The following is a 23,435-nucleotide window of genomic DNA, read 5'->3' as shown; positions in this document are numbered from 1 at the left end:
TGAAGAAAGTTCGGCAACGGATTGTGTAACGGATGTAACGGATGGAAGGAAGTTCGGCAACGGATTGTGTAACGGATGTAACGGATGGAAGAAGGGAGAAGGAAGAAAGAGGAGGGAAAAACAAAAAATGAATAAAATATTATTGTTTTTATCGAGCAAGTTTCAATCAATTATGAATTCTTTCTCTTTTCTTTCTTTCTTCCTTCGTGTTCTTCGCGTCTTCGCGGTTCGTAAAAAAAAACTTAATTCACCCATTCAGTAGAGATTGTTATATCTTTAAATAAAGACTCAAGTCCTTACTACTAAACTTAAGCGGGAAGGAGGCGGGAAAGCAGAGAGAAAACGCCAAATCCTACTAGCAAAACACCGCTAACAGGAGTAATCCAACTCGACCACCGACGTAATTCTAACAACTTTTTAATGCTAGCAGTGAAAGTACCTGCTATAATCAGCGGAGCGACGTAGCCAGCAGCATAAAACAGCAGCAACACACCACCTAAAACTGTATCTCCCGTTTTGGAAACCCAAGCTAAGAGTGTAGCTAAAACAGGAGTGCTGCAGGGAGACGCTACCAAACCAAAAGTTAAGCCCAATAAGTACGATCGCACCCCCGCCGGCAAATCTTTCGGCACCCACCCCACAGCATCGAAAGACGGCATTTGCAAGGGTAAAGCTTCGAGTAAATTTAGCCCCATTAGAATAGCAATAATGCTGACAAGAATCGGCAAACCCAGGCCAATTTTGCCGTAAACTTGTCCCGCGAATGATGCTACAATGCCTAAACCCGCAAGGGTAGTGGCCAATCCCAGGGAAAACCACGCAGACTGGGCTGCAGCTTGCAGGCGACTTTTTGCTTCGTATCCGCCGATGTAGCCGATCGTGATCGGCAACATTGAAAGCATACAGGGCGTTAAGCTCGTTAGCAACCCTGCCAGAAAGATGACTCCGACGCTGACTAAACTGAGGTTTGTCAGTTGAGTATTTACTAAATTATTAGCAAATTGTGCGATTTCGTAAAGTTGGGTTTGCAGGGTTTCCATCAGTCGATTTTAGATTTTAGATTTTAGATTTTAGATTGACTCCACAGTCGATCGATTTTAGATTTTAGATTTTAGATTTTAGATTGACTCTACAGATGAATCTGGGAGTTTAAACTAAATATCTAATTTTTTTGCTTTCCACAGTCGAGCGATTTTAGATTTTAGATTTTAGATTTTAGATTTTAGATTTTAGATTGACTCGACAGTCGAGCGATTTTAGATTTTAGATTTTAGATTAACTCTACAGATGAATCTGGGAGTTTAAACTAAATATCTAATTTTTTTGCTCTTCACGACTCCTGTCGGGGGCTTGTATCCCTAGGCAGGCGACTTCAGGTGCGGGGCTGTTCTGGGTTTGTTGAAAATTGTAACAGATGCGCGCAGGTTCGGTTTGAAATTTAAGATTTTAGCGATATTTACTGGTTGGCAGTTAAAAGGTCGATCGCACCCTGGTTTAAATTAATATGTTGAAAGCATTCTCAACAAGCTGTTGGCAACGGGCGCAGCTTGGGAGTCAAAAGGTCGATCGCACCCTGATTTAAATTAATATCTTGACAGCATCCTCAACAAGCTGTTGGCAACGGGCGCAGTCTATTGCACCAGATAATTCATTGACTGCGAAATCGGCCCGAAAGCCTGTTGTTGAAATTCTCCAAGCAGACTTGAATTTAACTCTACTTTAAATTAAAGCCACTTTCTTCATTAATAGAGCCGTCTGGCATTATTGCCCCTGCCAGCACCGCACCTCTGAGATTTGCTCCCGTTAAAATAGCGCCTTCTAAATTAGCATTGCTCAAATTTGTGACTTGTTTGGAACCTCGGAAAAAGAAGCTGTGCAAGTCAGCACCTGTTAAATTAGTGTCTGCCAAATTAGCATATTGCAAGTCAGCACCGTGCAGCGTCGCATCCGTTAAATTAGCTTGGGTAAGATTGCTTCCCCAAAGTCTAGAATCTATGACATTAGCATCCTCTAAATTGGCGCCGCTCAGATTTGCCAAAGTCAGATTAGCATCCCACAATTTGGTGTAGTTGAAATTAGCTTCTCTCAAATTGGCTCGACTGAGATCCGTGCCTAAAATATCAGCATTTGCTAAATTAGCGCCGCTGAGGTTTGCGTCAGAAAGGTCAGCATTTTTTAAGTTAGCACCGGACAAATTAGCGCCGGACAAATTAGCGCCGCTCAAATGGGCTTCTTGGAGATTGGCTCCCCGCAAATCGACTGCGCTCAAATCGCACTGTTTCCACAAAAAACTGACGCACCAATTCTCCTTTAATAGCTGACTCAAATCCTCCGCATTCGCGGCCATCACAGGAGGAGTTAAGTAGAGAGTGAACAGGACGATCGCCCACACCGCAGCGAAGAAAGTTTTCAACCTCATAACTTTTTTCATTGCCACTAATTTGCGCCATAAATTATTGATGTCTAATCAAAGCATAGCAAATAATCGGCAACTTCCCTCAGCAAGATTACTCAAAAATATTAGTGTAGTGAAAGGTTAATCAGGGTGGTCGCAGGTACAAACTTAACTCAGCCCGTCTTAGACGCGCTTTGAGCTAGAAACCCGGTTGCTTCACAGATGCCTCGCTGCCAAACTAATATTTTTCCTATAAACCTGGTATAAGATAACCGCAAGTTCGATCAAGATTTACCAGTGCAATATCGCTACAAAGTAATACTTGCAGCAGGCAGTTGCGATCGCTTCCCCAGGGGCATACCTGCAAACAATCCTGGTATAAACTGCTCAACATGGGAATCAAGAAACCGATACTCTAGCCTACAAGCCTTATATTTAAAGGGTTCTAGACGCAATTGTTGTTAATTGCGATCGGCATCACTAACTAAGCCCAACTTTCATCACACAATTCCAGCCTCAGCATCACCCAATCGCATCAAACTTATCACGTTCCTGAGAGTATGGATATCACTGCCCATAGCTCAAGTATGGAGGAAAATAACAGCATACAGTTGAAAAACACTTCTCCCATGCCTACTATTCCCCTTCTCCCCACCCAATTAGTTGTTACAACTATTGTCAATTCGATCGAATCTTTGGGATTTACTAATATTGCAGGCGTATTTTCGGGGGAGCAAGCTGAATCCCGACAAGAGGCAAATATAAAAGTTAGTACCAAAAAGTTTTACACTCAGGGTTTAAAAAATCTCGAACAACAAGACTTGCACGGCGCTATTAAAAATTTTACTGCCACAATTAACATTAATCCGCAATTCGCGCCCGCTTACAATGATCGCGGTGTGGCCCGCTACAAATTAGGCTACAAACAATCTGCGATCGCAGATTTAACTACAGCCATCGAACTCAATCCTTACCGAGCCAAGTATTACAGCAATCGGGGGTTTATGCTGACTCGTTTAAAAGATTATACTGCGGCGATCGCAGATTACACCTCGGCACTCCTGCTCAACCCCAATTTAACCCAAGCTTACTTTAACCGAGGTGCTATCCGCCTGCAAATGCAAAATTCCCTGGCAGCACTAGCTGATTTTGAGTCAGCAATTCGCCTCGATCGCGATTTTGCTAAAGCTTACTTCAACCGAGGAGTGACTAGATATAAATTGAGAGAGGTTCAGGGAGCATTTGAGGATTTTCAGAAAGCGGCAGGGCTTTTTAAGCAGCAGGGGAGAATTGATTCTTATCAAGAGGCAGTTTCTAAAATTCCCAAACTATGGTATTAGTTCAATTTGGCAATTGGCAATTGGCGATTGCCAATTGATAATCAGGTAAGGTGCACCGAAGAGCACCCTACACCTATAATTATTGCGTCAGTCTTGTTAAAGTTAGCCAATACTCAAGGCGGCGTCTCTGGAAGGCAAGTTATCGGCAAGGAAAGCAGTAGAAAAGTTAATTCCAAAAGCAGCATTTTGAACTGCTGCGGGGGCGGCATTTTGAACGACAGCCAAAGTAGCTCCTCCAAATTGAATGAGTGTGTTGCTGCCAGATTGGGTGAATGAGGTGTTGGATAAACCGCTGGTTAAGCCAATACGATCGCCATCTTCGGGCCTAAAATCAAGAATTATATCGCTCGCCGCATCCAACTCCAGATTTTCACCCGTAACCAGAACAAACGTATCAGTACCGCCACCGCCGGTGAGAGTATCGCTGCCAATATCGCCGATTAAAATATCGTTACCATCGCCGCCGATTAAAACATCGTTTCCTCTGCCACCTCGCAAAAAGTCGTTACCAGCATCCCCATTGAGATTATCGTCGCCGAGATTTCCGTTGATAATATCGTTGTCAACACCACCGCTAATGGAGTCGTTACCTTTGCCGCCTCGCAAAAACTCGTCGCCTGCTTCGCCGGTGAGGGTATCGTTGCCTTGGCTGCCATTAATTGCATCATCAGTGGGTGAACCGACGATGCGATCGTTTGCGCTACCTCCCACTACACCGCCGGGATTTTGCTCATAGTCTTGGGAAGTGACTTGATAGTTGTTCGAGGTGTTGGCCAATCTGAGGGCTCGCAAAGGCAGATTTACAAAATTGGTAAAGTTAATGGAATCGTTGAGGAAATCAACATCGGTAATGATGCTAGAAACCCGACTGGGGACGATTCCTTGAATGACTTTTGCGGTTGAAATGCGATCGCCCTGCTGCACCGCATTCACCGTTTCAAAACCTCCAATAACGTTGCCAAAAACAGCATAATTACCATCCAAAAATGGCAAATCATCCAAAGCAAAATAAAACTGCGAAGAAGCCGAATCCAAAGGATTAGAACGAGCCATTGCCACGGCCCCGCGAGTGTGCTGCAACTGCGGCGTCTGGGTTACAACTTGGTTGTAAACAGGTTGCCCGGCCCCTTGCGACTTAATTTCCAAAGGAATAAAACGCGGCTGATTGGTATCCGGGTCAATAAAACTACCCGTTCCCAATTGACTGGCTGGAATTGTAGTATCTCTGCTGCGCGGATCGCCTCCTTGCACCACAAAAGGCTCTGGCTGGCGCACAACTCGGTGAAACATCACCCCGTCGTAAATGCCGCGTTCAACTAAGTCAACAAAATTTCCTCCAGTAATCGGGGCATTAGTGCCGTCTACTTCGATCACAACGGGTTGACCGTTAATTACCTGGACTACTATAACTTTGCCTGTTAACGGGAGTGCAGCGCTCATGGGTAAATTGCTATTTGAGTGAGTGATATTGGGGTTTTAGAAGCAATCCGCGAATTGCCCCTACCCATTTAATCAGAAAACTGTAAACTTGTGTTAAGTACAGTTCTACTTCTAAATTTATGATGTCTCGTCGCAACTTTTTTACCACTTTATTGGCAATTTGTCTAGTTTTTCTAAGTTTCAATTTTGCCACACCTGCATTTGCCCTCGGCGGCAAGCTTCCTCCGGTAAATCAACCAGCGCCGGAGTTTTCTTTGCCAACAAACAGCGGCGACGGACAAGTCTCCCTCTCCGATTATCGCGGTAAGTGGCTGGTAGTCTATTTCTATCCGAAAGACTTTACATCCGGTTGTACCATCGAAGCGCGTCGATTTCAGCAAGACTTGCCGAAATACTTAGCAAAGAATACTCAAATTATCGGCATTAGTGCTGATGATGTCGATTCTCATGCGGAATTTTGCGATTCCGAAGGTTTGAAATTTCCGCTGTTAGCTGATACCGACGGTAAAGTGAGTAAAGCTTACGGTTCTTGGATGAGTTTTATCTCGGCGCGCCACAGTTTTATTATTGACCCTGAAGGTATTTTGCGGGAAACTTTTGTGAAGATCAATCCGGCGATTCACTCAAAAGAAGTGTTGGCTCGCTTGGAGGAATTGCAGGCAAACGGGTAATACCATTTTAGATTTTAGATTTTAATAAGTGGGAATTACTGATGAATTGTATTTGTAGTGAGGACTAAAGTCCTCGGTATTTTCAGAGGATTTTAGTCCTCACTACAAACGTTATCAGGTTGATTTGACCTCACATCTTGCACCATTCTCAATAATCCTTTTTTGGGAGGGCAGGATGCCCACCCCACAAGAAAATCTACTCTTTGTGGAACGGGCATCTTGCCCGTTCTTGACAATGGTGCAACATCTCAGTTTTACAGGAAATGATGGCTGGTAACGTGACAAGCAATATCAGAGTAAATCTAAAATCTAAAATCGCCTGTCCCGCCATACTCAATGAGAATTAAACTGCCTATTGATGGCAACAGAATCGGAAGAATATTCAGGCTCGGAAAATTTTCTATTTCTGCTAGCAAGGCGGCGTTCCGGGTCAATTCCCTCGAAGGTTGGTGGCAACCAAACTCGGACTACCAACAACACTCCCAAAACTAGCAAAAAAGCGCCTGTTGATAATATTTGAACCCAGGGAGTTTCCAGCACTCCCCGCACGATAACTTCTCGCAAAACAGATACTATACAAACTTCCACAGCCACACCTATCGAAACCCGCTGCTCTTGTAAATAAATAATTAGCAGCCGAAATAATTCCACTAAAACCAATAAAAATAGAATGTCTGCCGTCACTTCCTGAAAATTCAAAGGAGGCAGCAGCGAGAAAAACATTTCTCGCAGTTCGAGTACCATGAAACAAAACAAACCAATACATAGAGAAATTACAATTAAGTCTTGGACTGTTTCCAGAGCGGTGACAATTAATTGCAAATTCAACCATTGAGGGGCGTGACTGGACGAGTTGTTTAAACGCTTTTCGAGTGACATATCCTGCAACTGGTTTGACTTTCTTACAGCTTAATTGAACTTAGGCTAATCTTTGAAAATTTACAGGTTTAATCTATTTATCAATCTCATAAAATTTCGAGGGGTTGACAATTTCACACACACTTTTATTTGCATCCATGGTGGCTTGACATTTAGCGAGAGTTTATGCTATCTGAGGCCTGCAATAAGTAGCTTGGATATCTAAAAAATAGAAGTCTGAATGCTGAAATGCTGCAACTGCTATAAAATAGGAAAATTGTAAAGAATTATTTACCACAGCTTGATAAACTCAAGTTAGTGACTCTCGGCTTTAATCATACAAAAGCCACCAAGTCAACCGAAAAACCCAAAGTAATCCAGAGAGGATTGAACACCATGGCATTTGAACTCGCACCATTACCCTTCGCCGCTGACGCCTTAGAACCAGCTCATATGTCGGCCAACACGTTTTCGTTCCACCACGACAAGCACCACGCTGCTTACGTCACCAATCTGAATAAACTGATTGAAGGGACTGAAATGGCGAGCAAATCCCTTGAAGAAATTGTCAAGGAATCTGCTAAAGACCCATCCAAAGCAGGCATTTTTAACAATGCAGGTCAAGTTTGGAACCACAATTTTTTCTGGAATTCCCTCAAACCGGGTGGCGGCGGCACTCCTACAGGAGCTTTAGCTGACAAAATCAACGCCGACTTCGGCAGCTTTGACAAATTCAAAGAAGAATTCAAGACTGCTGCGACAACTCAGTTCGGTAGCGGCTGGGCTTGGCTGGTTGTGGACAACGGTACTTTGAAAGTTACCAAAACTGCCAACGCTGACACCCCGGTAGTACACGGCCAAACTCCGTTGCTGACTTTGGATGTGTGGGAACACGCTTATTATTTGGATTTCCAAAACCGCCGTCCCGACTACATTACTAATTTCTTGGATAATTTGGCTAACTGGGATTTCGCAGCAGCAAATTTGGCTGCGGCTTAGTAGCATCTGAGTTTGAGGACTAAAGTCCTTACTACACAACTTCATAGGTTCGTAGTGAGGACTTTAGTCTTTGTTGAGATGAGTATTAATTAACTTGAGTTTGACGGGCGCGGTGCAACGCAGGGTGCAGCGGTGAAAATAAACCTCGAAGCCGATCGAACTGCCAAATAGCGGTTAAAAATTTCATAAATTGGGTTATACTGTAATCGGTAACTCTTTTACGAATTTTGTAGTTTCAGTGGCTGTTCGCGCGATGACCTCTTCACCAACCATAGCACCCGTTCGATCGAGTCAAGTTACCCGCAAACCTTATCCCAACTATCGGGTAATAGTCCTCAACGACGATTTCAACACATTCCAGCACGTTGTGGAATGTTTGACCAAATACATTCCAGGGATGACGAGCGATCAAGCTTGGAAACTCGCCAACCAAATCCACCACGAAGGCCAGGCCACCGTCTGGGTTGGCCCGCAAGAGCAAGCAGAACTTTATCATATGCAATTGAGCCGCGCAGGACTGACAATGGCTCCGCTAGAGTCTACTTGAAAAGTGTCTAGAGGGGCGAAAGTTCGATCGATTGTTTGTCGCTAATTAATCGGAAATTGATAGGATGTCCGGTAAGGCGACGAAGATTGGGGTTAAGAGGCGATCGTAATTTTGCCCATCATTCCCGCTTCCGTATGTCCAGCTACCGTACCTCGAAGGTTGTAGGTTCCCGATTTCATCGGTACAAACATCCATTCTGCCCTAGCGCCCGGTTTAAGTTCCAATTCGTAAATCGCTCCTTTAATTTCCACATTACCAGCTTCAACTGTTTGAGTCCAACTCGCATCAGCAAAGTTTTTAGCAGTAAAATAATGTTTCTGCGAACTGGGGTTTTTTAGCACTAATTTATAGCGCTTGCCCGATTCAAATTCTAGCAGATTGGGAAAAAATTTGAGTTCCCCAGCTTCGTCACCCAAACTAACAGTAATTTCGGTGACAGGTTGCCGAGACAAATAATCGGCAGCACTAGCAATTGCCGCCGGCATCAAGATTGTCCCCAAACATAAAATTAGTCCCAAAATCACCTTGAAAGTTTGTTGTAACCGCTGGCTGCGGTAGAATTTGCCTAATTGCCAACCGAGTAAATTGATCAGGGCTGTTATGACTACTGACTACTGACTAATGACTAATGACTAATGACTAATGACTACTGACTTAATTCGATCGCCAAACTTCATCCCAAGGCCCGCCCCCAACTTCCAAACCGGATAAAGAACTGTGAGCCTCTAAGATAATTCGAGAACGCTGCTTGCCATTGTTTTCAAATTTCCCCCCCAACAACTCTCGCAGTTGCAAGCGCAATTCGCCGTGCGTCGTATCCCGGCAGCAAAAAGCCATACCTTTTTCGGTCGGAGTTCGCACATAAGTACCAGAACTGTTTGTAGTGCCAATTAACTCAACTTCAAACTGACTGTTTCTAGCCTGCATTTTCCAGCTTCCCCAAGGTTCAATAGTCCAGCTAACTTGCGAATTCCAAGGCACAAATTCGTAAAACTTGCCTCGGTAATGCAGACAAATCATGGCTACCGATTCCATCCACCACAGCACGCCCCGCTTGCCGCCGCCAGCAGTTAAAGCTAAATCGCTTTCGCCTTGAAAACAATTGCAATTAATCCAAAACCACTTTTGCGGAAAAGCACCGCCCCAGTTTTTTTCGCTGTAAGCGGGAGCATCTTTAAATTCGTAGCGTTGGCCGTTCCAATCAATCCAGCCCGTGGCTAAACCGTGAGCCATTAAAATTTGCCAGCCCGGCTCAAATACGGGCAGAAAAGATAGCATTCCCGCCGTAGATTTCTGGAGTTCCTGAGAGTTGCCCCAGCCGTAAATAGGTTGAATTTCGTACTGCCAAAAACAGCGGCTGCCACTTCCCGGATCGTGCAGATAACCTTGATTTAAAGTAGCAGTAGCTTGATAGCCTTCTTCGACGCGGCTGTCGAATACTTGCGGATCTAAATATTGGGGTTTAATTTGTAAATCGGTTTTTCCCCAATGTCCGAAACCTAAGCTTTCTCGATCCGCCCAAAACTTATTTACATTGGGAAAGGTGCGACACAAATAGCTATCTTTCGGGCCGAGAATTTGAGCTGCACCGCCGCTGTAAGGTTGACCGCCTCTGGGGTCTTCGATGGAATACATGAATGCAAAAGATTGTCCGTGAATCGGTAATGTTATTCGGTAGTACCAGCCTTCAAAAAAGCGGCGTGAACTACCGTCCCAGTGGTAGCCGCTGTGGGGAGTTTCAATAGTTTTGAGTTTTGAAAGTGAATTTGACATAAAATTACCAATAGCAGAAAGAAGAGTCAGTAGTCAGTAGTCAGTAGTCATTAGTCAACAGTTAACAGCCAACAGTCAACAGTCAACAGTTAACAATGCCCAATGCCCAATGCCCGATGCCCAATGCCCAATGCCCAATGCCCAATTCCTAATGACTAATATGATAGGTTATTAATTATGTCTTTAGCACTTTGGCGATCGCCCTTAGCTCGCGCGCTCCACCGCAACCGCAGTCTTGCTTTTGCCCGTTACTTGCAACTAGCAACTGTTCGGGCCACCGGGCGTCCGGCCAACCGCACTGTGGTGTTTCGAGGCTTTTTAGCAGATACTAATCAGTTGAAGTTTATTATAGATATTCGCAGCCAAAAAGCCGAGGAAATTAACCTCTATCCTTGGGGGGAAATTTGCTGGTATTTCCCTAACACTCGCGAACAATTTCGGATTGCTGGAAAGCTAGTTTTGGTAGGGGCAGATTATCCAGAGGCAGAGTTGTACTCATCGCGGTGCACAACTTGGCAGGAGCTTTCTGAGGCGGCTAGATCACAGTTTGCTTGGCCGCAGCCGGGGGAGGACAAAGCCGAGGCTAGTGCTTTTGATTCTGCTTCCCCAAATGCGATCGAGCCGCTGCCTAATTTTTGCTTGCTGTTGTTGGAACCGGAAACGGTGGATTTTTTGGAGTTGCGGGGGGAACCGCAAAATCGGTCGCTTTATCAGCGCGACGGGGAGGGAAATTGGTCGGTGCGATCGGTTAATCCGTGAAAAATTAAAAATTAAAAATTAAAAACAGAGATTGGGATTTTTAACTTTTAATTTTTCACTCCTCAGATGCCGGTGCCGTCAAAAAACTCTTGAATTGCTTTATCTTTTAACTGACAAGTGGTGGCAACAGCTAATTGGGTTTTTTCAGCTACAGCTACATTGCTGGTTTGATTTAAAGTTGGGAACCCTGAAGGCGAATTGGGAACAGAATTTAAGGAGACAGATGCTTGAGGAAGCAAACTTTTTACTTGCTGTTCGAGGGATTCGATACGATCGAGCAAAGAGCGAATTACCACAGCTTCCGAATCCGGCAAACTGCCGTGTTCTAGGGGATTGACGCGCACTCCCGATCGATAGACGATGCGGCCGGGAATCCCTACCACTGTACAGTCAGATGGTACGTCGCGGAGCACGACGGAACCGGCGCCGATGCGGACGTTATTGCCAATTTGCAGATTGCCGAGTACCTTGGCGCCGGCACCTACAACTACGTTTTCGCCGACGGTAGGGTGACGCTTGCCGCTTTGTTTGCCAGTACCGCCAAGGGTGACACCTTGGTAAATTAGGGCAAAATCGCCGATAATCGCTGTTTCGCCGATCACAACCCCCATACCGTGGTCGATGAATACGCTTTTGCCGATGGTTGCCCCTGGGTGGATTTCAATTCCGGTCAAAAAGCGAGCAATGTGGGAAATCAAGCGGGGGATGAAGGGAAGTCCCAACACATAAAGCCAGTGTGCGAGGCGGTGCAACACTAGGGCCTGAAGACCGGGGTAGCAAAACAAAACTTCCAGCCAGTTGCGAGCGGCAGGGTCGCGATCGAAAATTATACTGAAGTCAGCTCTAAGAGTCTTTAGCACTTTCGGAGTTACCTATTTTGGTTAAACACGCCACTTTCGATTTTACATTTTACTGGATGGGGGAAGTGAGCGGTCGATCGGGCGGCGGGAGAGTGGGGTAGAATTTGACGACATTTTATTGCCGCTATGCAACAGCGCCGCTGCGTTCTATTCCTCTACTGAGATTGTATAGTTAGACTTGACTCCGGGTTCGACAGTACCTACCCAAAGCCTGTAAGAGCCTGCTTGCCAGTCTGAATCAAGTATGGCAGCATCTTTATTCTGACCTATATCGTCTCCGCAGCGCACCGCATTGCCGGGGCCTTGTACGAGTAAGGTCGTGTCCTTGCCTCCGCTGTTGACTTGGAGCGTGAGTTTTGAAAATTTTTCCTGTAAGACTATGATGTGGTCGGGAGTTGGGGTGGCAAAACCCAAACATTTGTTTTTGTGGCGATCGGCGTTGGCTATGACCGATAGAGAGTACGATCCGCCTGTGGAACCTCTCAAAACTGCTGTTGGGGCTGCAAAACCTCGCGATAAAGTTAAAGTGCCGAAATTGGCTGTTTCTGCTAAAACTGGTAGGGCGACGATCCCGGCGATCGCAGCCAAGAGCGCACCGTTTTTGAAATTGGCTCGCTGATTAAACAACATGGCAATACTCCTCGGTCACAACTTAACAATCACAACTCAGAATTTACCCATCGCAGCCCCTAGAATACAAACTGTGGAGGAAGAATAATTTTTTTTAAATTAGTTGAAAACCTCGTGGCTTCTCTTCCTTATGTCTATCAGGACAATCCCTGTACGATCGCGCTCGCTTGTGCCACTCGGATTTCTGCCACAGGCGATCGACTCATATCCGAAATTGTACGGTGTCAAGATGATAAATTTGATACTCCTAGCCTTGCTGTTGGCGATCGGTTCCCTATTGACACAGGCCTTGGTATTGTTACCTATAGGCCTATCTGGCTGGCTCCACCTCCCTAATTGGCTGAGCCTGGCCTTGATTTTTCTGGCTATTTCTTGGTGCTTGGGGGATTAGTTAGCAGTCATGAGTTATTAATGATTAGTCAAAAGTTAATGATCAATCATTCCGCTTCCCCCAAGAGTCAAGGCCCGATTGTCCCCGGTTTGATGATGTATACTTCACAATTGACAATCAGCAATCTAAAATCTAGGATTTGACATCTACCTATAGAATGATGCAACGACAAGTTTATTCGATCTCAGCATTTCACTCTCGTGACAAAACCCTGGCGGAAACTCCTAAGAAACAGGAGCGTCCGATACACCGGGCGATCGTGTTAATGCTGGTGGCAACAGGTTTGCTAGGCCTGCACGCTAGTCGGTTGGTGGAATTGCAACTGATACAAGGGAAGCAAAACCGGGAACGAGCCGAAAACAATCGCGTTCGCCTAGTCCCAATGGCAGCGAATCGCGGACACATTTTCGATCGCAAAGGCAAGCTGCTAGCGGCCAACAATTTAGCTCGATCGGTATATTTGTGGCCGAAAGAACAAACAGCGGAAGAGTGGAAAGCGACAGCAGAGAAGTTGAGTCCGCTGGTTAAAATCCCGGTCGAAGAAATTTTACAAAAATTAAAAGAGGTCGATCCTCTATCCTACAGATCGGTGCCGCTCAAGCAAGCGATGCCGCCAGAGGTATTTGTGCCCCTAGCAGAAGAGGTGGGACAAATACGCGGAGTGGAAGTGCGGCCAGAAGCGAAGCGCTATTATCCCGAAGGCAGTTTGGCGGCTCATGTTCTCGGATATATTGGCGAAGCTACCGCAGCAGACTTGGCAGCTCACCCGGAATATCCGATGGGGATGATTGTCGGTCAGATGGGCATAGAAGCGAGTTCTAACAAGAAGATTGCGGGAGTTTGGGGCGATCGGCTGATCGAGGTAAATGCCAACAATCAAGAATTGCGGCTGATGGGAGAGACACCGCCCAAACCGGGCGAGGCGGTGCAGCTAACCATAGACTTGGAAATGCAAAAAGCAGCCGAAAAAGCCCTGGGGAACCGCCGGGGGGCAGTAGTGGCCCTGGATGTCAAAACTGGCGGGGTATTAGTTCTGGCCAGCCACCCGACTTTTGACCCCAATCTGTTTACTCGAAAAATGACTAAGGATGACTGGGCAACTCTTCAAGACCCGGAAAATTCATTTTTGAATCGTGCGATGCAAGGCTATCCCCCCGGTAGCACGTTTAAAATTGTGACTGCCGTCGCGGGTTTGGAGTCGGGCAAATTTTCGCCGGACTCAATTCTCGGTACTTCGTCTTACATTACTGTGGGGGGAATTGATTTTAACGAACACAGCGGCGGTTTCGGCGACATCGGCTTTCGGGATGCTTTGGCTTTCAGCAGCAATACGTTTTTTTATCAAGTGGGGATTAGTACGGGGCCGGAGCAAATTTCTAAGTGGGGAAAACGCTTGGGAATTGGCAAGGATACGGATTTGAATCTTTTGGGGCTAGGCGGCGGCACTCACGGTCAAATGCCGACGCCGGAGGAGAAGGAGAAAATTTATAAAGAACCTTGGTATGCGGGTGATACGGTAACGATGTCGATCGGCCAGGGGTTGGTGTTGGTGACTCCTTTGGAGGCGGCGGTGATGGTGAGTTCGATCGCTAACGGCGGCTATCGGGTGAAGCCTCATCTTTTGACTTCTATGACCGGCACAGCGGAGACTCAACGGGTACATACGGGGATGAAACCTTCAACAATTCAGGTGGTTAAGGAAGGACTGATCGCGGTGGTGGCCAAGGGTACGGGACAGGGGCTGAATGACGGTACGATTCCGCTGACGGCGGGCAAAACAGGGACTTCGGAGGTCATCGGACAGGAGGATCACTCTTTGTATGTGGCCTTCGGGCCCGCTGAGAAGCCGGAAATTGCGATCGCCGTGGTTGTGGAAAATGGCGGTTATGGTTCTGTTGCCGCGGCCCCGATCGCCAAAGAGGTGTTTCAAGCTTATTTTGGGAAACCTAAAAAGGTGAATGAGTCAGTAGTGATTAGTCCTTAGTCAGTAGTCCTTAGTCCTTAGTCCTTAGTCCTGAGTTATTGGGAATTCGGCATAGTTTCTTGTTTTTCCTTCTTCCTTTTTCCTTCTGAACTACTGACTAATGACTACTGACTAATGACTAATGACTAATGACTACTGACTAATTCAGCCGCATAAATATTGTAGCTTTGCGAATTCCTGTTATTTCTCCCGTACTTGTGACAGTGAGCGATCGCAAGTGGTCGAACAATGGTCTTGCCGAAAGTTCAATTAACCTCAACAGCGGGATTTGTTTTTCCCAAATTCCCCTGCTGGAGGGCCAGTCTAAATAAAAATAGCCGTTGTTAGATAGTGGCAGAGGTTCAATGCTGGTTTGAAAATCTTCATTGGCAAATAAAGAGCCTGTTTCAGCGGCTTCTAGTGCTGCGTCCATTGCTTCTACTGAAGTGGTGAAAATTTCGTATTTGCCGACGGTGGCTCGAACTCCTTTTGCCTCGGTTTCGATCGCACTTTTTCTATTATTTTCTATTGCATAATTTGGGTTCGTTGTCAACTGCGTCCAAGCGGTAATCTTCTGGTTTCTGAGAGTGAAGCTGCCGATGCTGTATTCTTTGCTGCGGGCCATTTCATCGAGTTTGTCGATCGCCTTTTGGGAATCAGCAGAGTTTTCGGCGACAAAAATCCAGTCAGCACTATTTGACGAATTCGGAAGCACTGCTAAAGCGTATTCTCCTTGTACCCAGTCAAATATATCCTGCTGCAAGTTGACGCCCCAAACTTGCTGAATATCTGCGAGAGTGCGATCGACTAAATTTGAGACTTCTGCATTAGTGGAAACCGCCGATGACAAATCAACCCCAAAATTCCTTAAATCGGTGCTGGCGAGCGCAAAAGGACTGGCTGACGGAATATACTGCAAGGCTTGCACAGGTTCTGAGAGCGTTGGAGAAGCTGTGTTTTCTCGCGATGTCACTAAAGCAGTTTGAGCCAGCAATCCCCGTCGGTTGACTCCGACAGCAACTGCGAGAGAATTAAGAGAAACTTGGGGATTTGGCTCGGTTGCTGACTGCGGGAGATTGACAAATGCTAAAGCAATTCTGCCTTGAGTTAGCTGCTGCAAAGCTTTTTGATATTCCGGGGTATTATTAAGATTGAGGTTGGCTGATTCAACGTTATTAATTGCCTCTCGAATCACCTTGGGGCTATTGGCAAATAAAACAAAACTGGGGTTATTTCCAGAATTTGAACGACCGCCGATTGCTGCTGTTGCGAAGCTGGGTGGCAAAGTTGAATTCGGCAGAGAAAACGGGTTGAAAAGCCAAAGAGAAGCAGATTTTTTCTGGGCTATTGCTGGTTGTTTATAATTAATTTTAACGTTTTTATATAGTTCCGAATGAACTGTTTTATCGGCACGAGATTGTTTGCGCCAGTATGAGTCGAGAAATTGTTGGCTGCGATCGACCTTTTGGGAGGAAACCGCCAGCAAAAACCCAGTTTCTTTGCCGTTGCTGCTGTCGCCATCCAAATCGGCCGTTGTGACTGCGAGAGTAATTTCGTCACCTATCCAAGGTTGGATATCTCGACTGTAATCGAGGCCTGTATTGGCGAGGAAACTTTTTTTGATTTGCTCAAATTCTGCGTGCGATCGACTTCTTTCTTCGGGAGTGGCAAAAACTTGTCGCAATGCTTCGAGGCGATCGGGATTTACCAGCATTGATGCTAACAAAGGTGCTTCTTTCGAGACAAACACAGCCGCAGCCGGAGTAGTTGTCGGCCCGCCGGCGAGTAAATTCAGGGGAGTTTGAGTTGTCAGCCAGTAAAAACCACCGGCACTCAAGCCTAAGAGTGCCAAGACGCCAGCAATGAGGAAAGAAAAGAACGATCGCAGCTTCATACAACAAGGACTAATGACCACAGTCTATTATTAACTAGAGTAGCGCATGACCGTAGCTGTCGGCAGATACTTTTTGTTCAGTTCGCAAAACAAAAAGATAAACTAAAATATACTCAAGCTTTAAAACCCAAGTAAAATGCTAACAATATCAACGCCCGCCGAACAGCGAGTTTCACTGCCAAATATCAGTTGGCAGTTAATTGATATTATCAGCAGTTCCTTAAATCAATTAAATTTATATGTAGATTTAGGCGTAGCAGAAACTTGGCGGTACGACGGACGAAGCATCAAGTTTTATCAATTACAAAATGGCGAATATGCCGAGTGAAAAATTTCCCTGGCTTTCCCGATGCTACTCACATCTTGCACCATTCTCGATAAGCCTTCTATGGGCGGGCAGGATGCCCACCCCACAAGAAAATGCACTTGTTGTGGAACAGGCATCTTGCCTGTTCTGGAGAATGGTGCAAGATGTCAGATGCTACCGACTGCAAAAGTTGACGAATTTATCTATTCCTGTCAAACTACAGGCGCAACCGCAGCAGTGCGAGAATTCCGGGAATGGGTAAAAAATCAGTAATTGTGCAGTCTACCACCGCACTCCTCGCGCATCGGAAAAATCTGCATCTAGAACCGCCCCCGGATCGAATACAGCATCAGTTAAATCAGCTTTTCTAAACGACGTTATCGATAATTTTTCTATTTGTTCAACAGCGATAAAAAAGCCGATCGCAGTTAACCCAAGAATTACCCCAGAAACCAAAAATAAGACAATTCCCCTGAGAGTATCTCCGCCCAAAAATGTCACAATACCGCTAGCCCCGATCGCCGCAGCAGCCCCAGCCACAGCCCCCGCGACAATTCCCGCCTCGCCCCGAGTCGCAGCAATCGCCGTAGCAGCCGTTCCAGCCACCGCCACAGCCCCCGCATCCGCCCCGCCAATCAGTCCAGTCAAAGCCCCAGCCGCCGTCACTGTCACCGCTGTCACCCCAGCCCTAGCAATCAAATTTCTCACCCGCCTGCGGCTTTGTCCGGTTCTGACACCCTGAAAATTTGCCCCCCTCAAAATCGCCCCGGTGAAATTGCAGCCTCGAATGTCGCAACCGCTGAAATTCGCCCCTGACAAGTCAAGCCCTTTAAAAGAACGGTTCCGCAAGTTTTGGTTAGCAAAATTGAGATTTCGAGGTTGAGTCATTCGATTTTAGATTTTAGATTTTAGATTTTAGATTCACAACCCAAAGACCTAGGATTGTAGATTTTAGATTATAGATTTTAGATTAACCAACCACAGGGCATTTAGAATAAAGCCTGTGGTTTATAACGACTTTCCATGTCTCCCATCTCCGAATCTCCATTTTCCCCCGCACAAATTGCCCGTGAAAGACTCACACCTGAAGAATATGAAGAAATCGTTCAGCGTCTAGGTCGCCATCCTAATAAAGCTGAATTGGGAATGTTCGGCGTCATGTGGAGCGAACACTGCTGTTACAAAAATTCGCGGCCACTATTAAAACAGTTTCCCACAGAGGGCGATCGAATTCTCGTCGGGCCCGGAGAAAATGCCGGCGTCGTAGACTTGGGAGACGGCTTGCAACTCGCCTTCAAAATTGAATCCCACAACCACCCGTCTGCAGTCGAACCTTTCCAAGGTGCAGCAACCGGTGTCGGCGGGATTCTCCGCGATATCTTCACAATGGGTGCACGCCCGATCGCACTTTTGAATTCCCTGCGTTTCGGCAACTTAGACGATGCTAAAACTCAGAGATTGTTCAAAGGCGTAGTATCAGGAATTTCTCATTATGGAAATTGCATCGGAGTACCCACAGTTGGCGGCGAAGTTTACTTCGATCCTGCTTATTCTGGCAACCCGCTAGTTAACGTCATGGCCTTGGGTTTAATGGAAACTCAAGAAATCGTCAAATCCGGCGCATCCGGCATCGGAAATCCCGTGCTTTACGTCGGTTCAACTACCGGGCGAGATGGCATGGGAGGAGCAAGTTTTGCCAGTGCAGAGTTGACAGACAAATCAATGGACGATCGCCCCGCAGTCCAAGTAGGAGATCCATTTTTAGAAAAATCCTTAATTGAAGCTTGTTTAGAAGCATTCAAAACCGGTGCAGTCGTCGCAGCCCAAGATATGGGTGCAGCCGGAATCACCTGTTCGACATCAGAAATGGCAGCCAAAGGCGGCGTCGGCATTGAATTCGATTTAGACAAAGTTCCCGTTCGAGAAAGCGGCATGATTCCCTACGAATACCTGCTTTCGGAATCCCAAGAACGGATGTTATTTGTTGCCCAAAAAGGACGCGAACAGGAATTAATCGATATTTTCCACCGCTGGGAATTGCACGCGGTAGTAGCGGGCACAGTTATCGAAGAGCCGATCGTCCGAATTCTATTTAAAGGCGAAATCGCTGCCGAAATTACCGCCACTGCTTTGGCAGATAACACGCCAATTTATCACCGAGAACTATTGACAGAACCGCCAGAATATGCTAAAAAAGCATGGGAATGGACGGCGGATTCCCTGCCACAATCCACAGTTACAGGTATCGAAATTAACGGCAATTTCCAAACCTGGAATCAGATTTTGCTGACGCTTTTAGATACTCCCACCATCGCTTCTAAACGCTGGGTTTATCGCCAATACGATCATCAAGTGCAAAACAATACTGTTGTTTTACCGGGAGGCGCTGATGCTGCGGTTGTCAGATTGCGTCCGCTAGAGCCCTGGCAATCTTCCCTTGGTAACGGGCTAGAAGTACACCCTCTTGCTAAGGGAGATCTACAGAGAGAAAATGCTATTTCTCTAGCTTCCGAAAGTAAACAGGAAGAAGAGGTAATTCCTCTATTTACAAAGGCACAAGGTAGGGAAACTCCAAAACTTTCTCCCCCCCTTAGCAAGAAGGAAGCGCCCCTGGGAATTATTCCCGGAGTTGCTGCAACAGTTGATTGCAATTCTCGTTATGTTTATCTCGATCCTTATGAAGGTGCAAAAGCAGTCGTAGCGGAAGCAGCGAGAAATTTAAGTTGTGTGGGTGCTGAACCTCTGGCAGTTACTGATAATTTGAATTTTGGCAGTCCTGAAAAGCCTATCGGATATTGGCAGTTAGCCTCAGCTTGTCGCGGAATTGCTGAGGCTTGTCGGGAGTTGGGAACGCCTGTGACTGGCGGCAATGTTTCTCTTTACAATGAAACGGTTGATGCTGAGGGAAAGCCTCAACCAATTTATCCGACTCCGGTAATTGGAATGGTGGGGTTAATTCCCGATTTGAAGAAGATTTGCGGCCAAGCTTGGCTAAAGAAAGGTGATTTAATTTATGTGCTGGGAATGGGGGAATCATCCCAAAACTCAGAACTTTCATCTGAAAGCTCAAAAATCGAAACTTCTCCTACTTTGGGAGGTTCGGAATATTTAGCGGCAATTCACGGGATTGTCGCTGGGAAACCGCCAAGGATAGATTTTGAGTTAGAAAGAAAAGTGCAATCGGTTTGTCGTGATGGAATTCGGCAAGGTTGGGTAGGTTCTGCCCATGATTGTGCGGAAGGTGGAATTGCGATCGCCCTCGCGGAATGCTGTATCTCTGCTAAAATGGGTGCGGAAATTCACCTCAGTTTCAATTCGGAAAAGGTCGGCCGGTGGGATGAAATTTTGTTTGGTGAAATGGGCAACTGCATTGTAGTTTCAGTCGCACCGAAAAATCAAGAAATTTGGGAAGCTTACCTGCAAGAACATTTGACCAAAATGTGGCAAAAGATTGGTTTAGTTTGCTGTGCTGAATCACCTTTGCGAGTTGTGAGTGGTGACAATCAAGCGTTAATTGAGGTGGCGATGGGTGATATGGGCGATCGGTTCTATAATGCGATCGAGCGTCGGATTGCATCGGTCTGAAAACGTGAAGTTTCGATCCCCCTAAATCCCCCTTAAAAAGGGGAACTTTGAATACTCTTGTCCCCCCCTTCTTAAGGGGGGCTAGGGGGGATATCCGGGTTTAAAAAACACCCTAGAGCCCCGACTTCTTACAAAATTCACGATTCTTGCAAAAACATATTACATAAATCGGGCTTCTTAGACACTATACAATATAAACAATATCATTCCTAAAACAAATGATTTGCTGTATCAATCCCGACTGTCCCAATCCCGAAAACCCCGACGGGCAAACATATTGCATCAGTTGTGGCGTCAAACTCGTACCCATCCTGCGAAATCGTTTCCGCATGATCAAATTCCTCGGTAAAGGTGGCTTCGGCAGAACTTATTTAGCAGAAGATATTGATAAACTAAATCAACCCTGTGTCGTTAAACAATTAGCACCAGATGTCCAGGGAACTTGGGCGATTAACAAAGCGGTAGAATTATTTCAGCAAGAAGCCCGACAACTGCAACAGCTAGGACAACATCCCCAAATCCCATCACTAGATGCCTATTTTGAACAAGACAAATATTTGTATCTCGTACAGCAGTTTGTCGATGGGGACAATTTGTTAAACCTTTTCCAAAATCAGGGAAGTTGGCAAGAAAACCAAGTTAAGCAACTATTACTCGAACTTCTACCTGTTCTCAAGTTTATTCACGAACAAAAAATCATTCACCGAGATATCAAGCCTGACAATATTATGCGCCGTCGTAGCGACGGTGTATTAATGCTGATTGATTTCGGAGTTTCCAAACAGTTGTCGGGAACAGTGATGTCGAGACTGGGAACACAAATTGGTACGCCTGGTTATACACCGCTTGAACAAATGAAAGGGGGTGAAGCTTATCCAGCCAGCGATTTGTTTAGCTTGGGGGCGACTGCTTTTCATCTACTGACAGGGCTATATCCTTTTGATTTGTGGGTGGATCAAGGTTATAGTTGGACGGCCAATTGGCCGCAACATTTGAAAAGCCCCATAGAAAAGGGATTGGAAGTGATTTTATCTAAGTTGTTGGCAAAAGATATTCAGCAGCGCTATCAATCAGCAGAGGAAGTTTTAATAGATTTTCAACGTCAGTCAAGACAAACTCCCGCACCGACACCAACTCCCGCGCCGACTTTACAAAGGTTTGACTTTGAAGTGGTGACAGTTGATGTGCGGGGTAATATAACTAGCCGTCAACGCCGTCAAGCACAATTTATTAGTGAAAATTTAGGTAGCGGTGCAACCTTAGACATGGTAGCAATTCCTGGTGGCCGTTTCGTGATGGGTTCTCCCAATACGGAAGCAAGGCGAAGTAACAATGAAGGGCCGCAGCGTACTGTTAATATCTCTCCTTTTTTTATGGGTAAATATCCCATTACTCAAGAACAGTGGGAAGTAGTGATGGGGAATAACCCTTCTCATATCAAAGGTTTGAAACGTCCTGTAGAACAAGTAAGCTGGAATAATGCTCTGGAATTCTGCCAGAAAATTTCTCAAAAAACCGGCAAGATTTATCGCTTACCTTCGGAAGCCGAATGGGAATATGCTTGTCGCGCCGGAACTACAACGCCTTTCTATTTTGGCGAGACAATTACCCCGGATTTAGTTAATTATGATGGCAATCATCCCTACGGTTCTGCGCCGAAGGGACTTTACCGCAAACAAACAACGGATGTGGGGAGTTTTGCGCCGAATCCGTTTGGTTTGTATGATATGCACGGGAATGTTTGGGAATGGTGCAGCGATAAATGGCATGGTAATTATAACGGCGCACCGACTGAGGGAAGTTCTTGGGAAACTGGAACAGATAATAACCGAGTGCTGCGTGGTGGTGGCTGGAACTGCAATACGGTCTATTGCCGTAGTGCCTATCGTGGCAGGCATTGGGCGGGGGCGGTCCATCGCAGCAGGCACCTCGGTTTTCGCGTGGCGGTAGCTTCGGTTTCTTCCTCGTCCTAGTTTCCGCGTAGTAGTGGTAGGGTACGTCGCATTGAACAATCTACAAATCAAATCGACAATCTCGCAGCGACACACCGCGAGAGTCAGTCAATTGATTTTAGATTTTAGATTTTAGAATTCCAAGAGCGACCCCAAAGATGAATCCGGGGGCTTGTGAAGAGGATTCGGAGATTAGGCCGGGGCGGGTTTATTATGTTGTGGGTTCCGGCATAGATGGTTGGTAAAACCCGCCCCTAGCGCAGAATTAAGCCTACCGAGCTTGATAACTGATAGAGATATCGCCTTAGAATATCAAATAGCTACACAATTCATAAATCCCTAAATTTATATGACAATCGAAGAATTAGAAGTACAACTCCTGGCCTTAACGGCGATCGAAAAAGCGGAGGCGATCGGCATCTTAACTCAAAGCCTGAAAAACAGCGGCCGCCCGATAACCAAAACTCCCGGCGTGATGGGCGGTGATGCTTGTATTGACAAAACTCGCATTCCCGTTTGGTTGCTCGCCAGCTATCGCAATGACGGCGCTACCGATGCTTTTATCCTAGACTGCTACCCCCATCTCAGTGCTGCTGATTTGGTAAATGTTTGGGCTTATACTGAAGCTTATCCTGACGAAATTGAGTCAGCAATTCGACAGCAAGATGATGCTGACGAAATCTTAGATACACCGGAAAATATCCAATAAACCTATGGCACGTCTCTATGCAGACGAACAATTTCCCCGACAAGTTGTGCAAAATCTGCGGTCTTTGGGGCATGATGTCCAGACTGTTCAAGAAGCAGGAAATGCGGGACTACCTGATGAGGATGTATTAGTATTTGCGACCAGTGAAAATCGGGCTGTTTTGACCGTCAATCGGCGCGATTTCTTTCAACTGCACAAGCTGAAACCTGACCATTGCGGTATTATTGCCTGCACGCGAGATGACAATATGCCTAGACTGAGTGCGAATATTAATGATGCGATATCTACTGCTGAGATACTGACGGAAAAGTGATTCGTGTCTATCGTTCTGGGCCGCCGTCCATATCTTAATTGAAATCGGT

Annotated in this window: 23 protein-coding genes; 13 read left to right on the top strand and 10 right to left on the bottom strand. The window is 46.0% G+C overall.

Features of this window, described 5'->3' with window-relative positions; genetic code table 11:
* Nucleotides 1-308: 308 nt before the first annotated feature.
* Complete coding sequence (locus tag D0A37_RS00470; protein WP_445242460.1) at nucleotides 309-1,040, bottom strand: cytochrome c biogenesis protein CcdA; 732 nt, start codon at nucleotides 1,038-1,040, stop codon at nucleotides 309-311.
* Between the two features lie 674 nt (nucleotides 1,041-1,714).
* Nucleotides 1,715-2,431, bottom strand: a complete 717-nt coding sequence (locus D0A37_RS00465; RefSeq protein ID WP_242719997.1) for a pentapeptide repeat-containing protein — start codon at nucleotides 2,429-2,431, stop codon at nucleotides 1,715-1,717.
* Nucleotides 2,432-3,024: 593 nt separating this feature from the next.
* Here D0A37_RS00465 and D0A37_RS00460 point away from each other — a divergent pair.
* Entirely contained in the window at nucleotides 3,025-3,735 is a 711-nt protein-coding gene (locus D0A37_RS00460; protein ID WP_242719995.1) for a tetratricopeptide repeat protein, read from the top strand.
* 102 nt (nucleotides 3,736-3,837) lie between these two features.
* Here the strand turns inward: D0A37_RS00460 and D0A37_RS00455 are convergent, their stop codons facing one another.
* Nucleotides 3,838-5,175, bottom strand: coding sequence for a peptidylprolyl isomerase (locus tag D0A37_RS00455; RefSeq protein ID WP_242719993.1), 1,338 nt, complete (start codon nucleotides 5,173-5,175; stop codon nucleotides 3,838-3,840).
* Between the two features lie 122 nt (nucleotides 5,176-5,297).
* Between D0A37_RS00455 and D0A37_RS00450 the strand changes: the two genes are divergently transcribed.
* On the top strand, nucleotides 5,298-5,846 hold the full coding sequence (locus D0A37_RS00450) for a peroxiredoxin (protein ID WP_445242569.1): 549 nt from the start codon (nucleotides 5,298-5,300) through the stop codon (nucleotides 5,844-5,846).
* 333 nt (nucleotides 5,847-6,179) lie between these two features.
* Here the strand turns inward: D0A37_RS00450 and D0A37_RS00445 are convergent, their stop codons facing one another.
* Nucleotides 6,180-6,725 (bottom strand): phosphate-starvation-inducible PsiE family protein, encoded by a 546-nt coding sequence (locus tag D0A37_RS00445; RefSeq protein ID WP_242719989.1) that lies wholly within the window; start codon nucleotides 6,723-6,725, stop codon nucleotides 6,180-6,182.
* Nucleotides 6,726-7,100: 375 nt separating this feature from the next.
* On the opposite strand from D0A37_RS00445, the gene D0A37_RS00440 reads away from it, so the two are divergent.
* Together D0A37_RS00440 and clpS are read left to right on the top strand one after the other, a co-directional pair.
* Complete coding sequence (locus tag D0A37_RS00440; protein WP_242719987.1) at nucleotides 7,101-7,703, top strand: superoxide dismutase; 603 nt, start codon at nucleotides 7,101-7,103, stop codon at nucleotides 7,701-7,703.
* A gap of 253 nt (nucleotides 7,704-7,956) precedes the next feature.
* Nucleotides 7,957-8,250, top strand: coding sequence for an ATP-dependent Clp protease adapter ClpS (clpS, locus tag D0A37_RS00435; RefSeq protein ID WP_006633998.1), 294 nt, complete (start codon nucleotides 7,957-7,959; stop codon nucleotides 8,248-8,250).
* 92 nt (nucleotides 8,251-8,342) lie between these two features.
* On the opposite strand, the gene D0A37_RS00430 is transcribed toward clpS, so the two are convergent.
* Nucleotides 8,343-8,774: a cupredoxin domain-containing protein gene (locus D0A37_RS00430; protein WP_445242459.1), complete on the bottom strand. Its 432-nt coding sequence runs from the start codon at nucleotides 8,772-8,774 to the stop codon at nucleotides 8,343-8,345.
* A gap of 130 nt (nucleotides 8,775-8,904) precedes the next feature.
* Entirely contained in the window at nucleotides 8,905-10,023 is a 1,119-nt protein-coding gene (locus D0A37_RS00425; protein ID WP_242719985.1) for a tocopherol cyclase family protein, read from the bottom strand.
* Between the two features lie 177 nt (nucleotides 10,024-10,200).
* Between D0A37_RS00425 and D0A37_RS00420 the strand changes: the two genes are divergently transcribed.
* Nucleotides 10,201-10,782, top strand: coding sequence for an Npun_F5749 family FMN-dependent PPOX-type flavoprotein (locus tag D0A37_RS00420; RefSeq protein ID WP_242719983.1), 582 nt, complete (start codon nucleotides 10,201-10,203; stop codon nucleotides 10,780-10,782).
* A 62-nt stretch (nucleotides 10,783-10,844) separates the two neighbouring features.
* Here D0A37_RS00420 and cysE read toward each other — a convergent pair whose 3' ends face one another.
* Complete coding sequence (gene cysE, locus D0A37_RS00415) at nucleotides 10,845-11,642, bottom strand: serine O-acetyltransferase (protein WP_242719981.1); 798 nt, start codon at nucleotides 11,640-11,642, stop codon at nucleotides 10,845-10,847.
* Nucleotides 11,643-11,789: 147 nt separating this feature from the next.
* Complete coding sequence (locus D0A37_RS00410; RefSeq protein WP_242719979.1) at nucleotides 11,790-12,272, bottom strand: hypothetical protein; 483 nt, start codon at nucleotides 12,270-12,272, stop codon at nucleotides 11,790-11,792.
* A gap of 114 nt (nucleotides 12,273-12,386) precedes the next feature.
* Between D0A37_RS00410 and D0A37_RS00405 the strand changes: the two genes are divergently transcribed.
* Together D0A37_RS00405 and mrdA are read left to right on the top strand one after the other, a co-directional pair.
* Entirely contained in the window at nucleotides 12,387-12,608 is a 222-nt protein-coding gene (locus D0A37_RS00405; protein WP_242719977.1) for a hypothetical protein, read from the top strand.
* 212 nt (nucleotides 12,609-12,820) lie between these two features.
* Nucleotides 12,821-14,647 (top strand): penicillin-binding protein 2, encoded by a 1,827-nt coding sequence (gene mrdA / locus D0A37_RS00400; RefSeq protein WP_242719976.1) that lies wholly within the window; start codon nucleotides 12,821-12,823, stop codon nucleotides 14,645-14,647.
* Between the two features lie 139 nt (nucleotides 14,648-14,786).
* Here mrdA and D0A37_RS00395 read toward each other — a convergent pair whose 3' ends face one another.
* Nucleotides 14,787-16,520 (bottom strand): DUF3352 domain-containing protein, encoded by a 1,734-nt coding sequence (locus D0A37_RS00395; RefSeq protein WP_242719974.1) that lies wholly within the window; start codon nucleotides 16,518-16,520, stop codon nucleotides 14,787-14,789.
* A 136-nt stretch (nucleotides 16,521-16,656) separates the two neighbouring features.
* Between D0A37_RS00395 and D0A37_RS00390 the strand changes: the two genes are divergently transcribed.
* Together D0A37_RS00390 and D0A37_RS00385 are read left to right on the top strand one after the other, a co-directional pair.
* A complete protein-coding gene (locus tag D0A37_RS00390) occupies nucleotides 16,657-16,848 on the top strand; it encodes a hypothetical protein (protein ID WP_242719972.1) in 192 nt (63 codons plus the stop codon).
* A gap of 73 nt (nucleotides 16,849-16,921) precedes the next feature.
* Complete coding sequence (locus D0A37_RS00385; RefSeq protein WP_242719970.1) at nucleotides 16,922-17,089, top strand: hypothetical protein; 168 nt, start codon at nucleotides 16,922-16,924, stop codon at nucleotides 17,087-17,089.
* 20 nt (nucleotides 17,090-17,109) lie between these two features.
* Here D0A37_RS00385 and D0A37_RS00380 read toward each other — a convergent pair whose 3' ends face one another.
* Nucleotides 17,110-17,715, bottom strand: a complete 606-nt coding sequence (locus D0A37_RS00380; RefSeq protein ID WP_242719968.1) for a pentapeptide repeat-containing protein — start codon at nucleotides 17,713-17,715, stop codon at nucleotides 17,110-17,112.
* A gap of 135 nt (nucleotides 17,716-17,850) precedes the next feature.
* Here D0A37_RS00380 and purL point away from each other — a divergent pair, with 135 nt between their 5' ends.
* The 4 genes from purL (at nucleotide 17,851) to D0A37_RS00360 (ending at nucleotide 23,386) form a co-directional block, all read left to right on the top strand.
* Complete coding sequence (gene purL, locus D0A37_RS00375; protein ID WP_242719966.1) at nucleotides 17,851-20,412, top strand: phosphoribosylformylglycinamidine synthase subunit PurL; 2,562 nt, start codon at nucleotides 17,851-17,853, stop codon at nucleotides 20,410-20,412.
* A 218-nt stretch (nucleotides 20,413-20,630) separates the two neighbouring features.
* Complete coding sequence (locus tag D0A37_RS00370; RefSeq protein ID WP_242719964.1) at nucleotides 20,631-22,385, top strand: bifunctional serine/threonine-protein kinase/formylglycine-generating enzyme family protein; 1,755 nt, start codon at nucleotides 20,631-20,633, stop codon at nucleotides 22,383-22,385.
* A 328-nt stretch (nucleotides 22,386-22,713) separates the two neighbouring features.
* On the top strand, nucleotides 22,714-23,073 hold the full coding sequence (locus tag D0A37_RS00365) for a DUF433 domain-containing protein (protein ID WP_242719962.1): 360 nt from the start codon (nucleotides 22,714-22,716) through the stop codon (nucleotides 23,071-23,073).
* A 4-nt stretch (nucleotides 23,074-23,077) separates the two neighbouring features.
* Nucleotides 23,078-23,386: a DUF5615 family PIN-like protein gene (locus D0A37_RS00360; RefSeq protein ID WP_242719960.1), complete on the top strand. Its 309-nt coding sequence runs from the start codon at nucleotides 23,078-23,080 to the stop codon at nucleotides 23,384-23,386.
* Nucleotides 23,387-23,435 lie beyond the last annotated feature (49 nt).

The organism is Microcoleus vaginatus HSN003 (genome assembly GCF_022701255.1).
Lineage (GTDB): Bacteria > Cyanobacteriota > Cyanobacteriia > Cyanobacteriales > Microcoleaceae > Microcoleus > Microcoleus vaginatus_B.
The sequence above is the reverse complement of the archived record's forward strand: the minus strand, read 5'-3'. Positions and strand labels throughout refer to the sequence as shown.

Coding starts and splice junctions, on each gene's coding strand:
- D0A37_RS00470 (WP_445242460.1), bottom strand. CDS start 1,040: ATGGAAACCCTGCAAACCCAACTTTACGAAATCGCACAATTTGCTAAT.
- D0A37_RS00465 (WP_242719997.1), bottom strand. CDS start 2,431: ATGAAAAAAGTTATGAGGTTGAAAACTTTCTTCGCTGCGGTGTGGGCG.
- D0A37_RS00460 (WP_242719995.1), top strand. CDS start 3,025: ATGCCTACTATTCCCCTTCTCCCCACCCAATTAGTTGTTACAACTATT.
- D0A37_RS00455 (WP_242719993.1), bottom strand. CDS start 5,175: ATGAGCGCTGCACTCCCGTTAACAGGCAAAGTTATAGTAGTCCAGGTA.
- D0A37_RS00450 (WP_445242569.1), top strand. CDS start 5,298: ATGTCTCGTCGCAACTTTTTTACCACTTTATTGGCAATTTGTCTAGTT.
- D0A37_RS00445 (WP_242719989.1), bottom strand. CDS start 6,725: ATGTCACTCGAAAAGCGTTTAAACAACTCGTCCAGTCACGCCCCTCAA.
- D0A37_RS00440 (WP_242719987.1), top strand. CDS start 7,101: ATGGCATTTGAACTCGCACCATTACCCTTCGCCGCTGACGCCTTAGAA.
- clpS (WP_006633998.1), top strand. CDS start 7,957: ATGACCTCTTCACCAACCATAGCACCCGTTCGATCGAGTCAAGTTACC.
- D0A37_RS00425 (WP_242719985.1), bottom strand. CDS start 10,023: ATGTCAAATTCACTTTCAAAACTCAAAACTATTGAAACTCCCCACAGC.
- D0A37_RS00420 (WP_242719983.1), top strand. CDS start 10,201: ATGTCTTTAGCACTTTGGCGATCGCCCTTAGCTCGCGCGCTCCACCGC.
- D0A37_RS00410 (WP_242719979.1), bottom strand. CDS start 12,272: ATGTTGTTTAATCAGCGAGCCAATTTCAAAAACGGTGCGCTCTTGGCT.
- mrdA (WP_242719976.1), top strand. CDS start 12,821: ATGATGCAACGACAAGTTTATTCGATCTCAGCATTTCACTCTCGTGAC.
- D0A37_RS00395 (WP_242719974.1), bottom strand. CDS start 16,520: ATGAAGCTGCGATCGTTCTTTTCTTTCCTCATTGCTGGCGTCTTGGCA.
- D0A37_RS00390 (WP_242719972.1), top strand. CDS start 16,657: ATGCTAACAATATCAACGCCCGCCGAACAGCGAGTTTCACTGCCAAAT.
- D0A37_RS00385 (WP_242719970.1), top strand. CDS start 16,922: ATGCCCACCCCACAAGAAAATGCACTTGTTGTGGAACAGGCATCTTGC.
- D0A37_RS00380 (WP_242719968.1), bottom strand. CDS start 17,715: ATGACTCAACCTCGAAATCTCAATTTTGCTAACCAAAACTTGCGGAAC.
- purL (WP_242719966.1), top strand. CDS start 17,851: ATGTCTCCCATCTCCGAATCTCCATTTTCCCCCGCACAAATTGCCCGT.
- D0A37_RS00370 (WP_242719964.1), top strand. CDS start 20,631: ATGATTTGCTGTATCAATCCCGACTGTCCCAATCCCGAAAACCCCGAC.
- D0A37_RS00365 (WP_242719962.1), top strand. CDS start 22,714: ATGACAATCGAAGAATTAGAAGTACAACTCCTGGCCTTAACGGCGATC.
- D0A37_RS00360 (WP_242719960.1), top strand. CDS start 23,078: ATGGCACGTCTCTATGCAGACGAACAATTTCCCCGACAAGTTGTGCAA.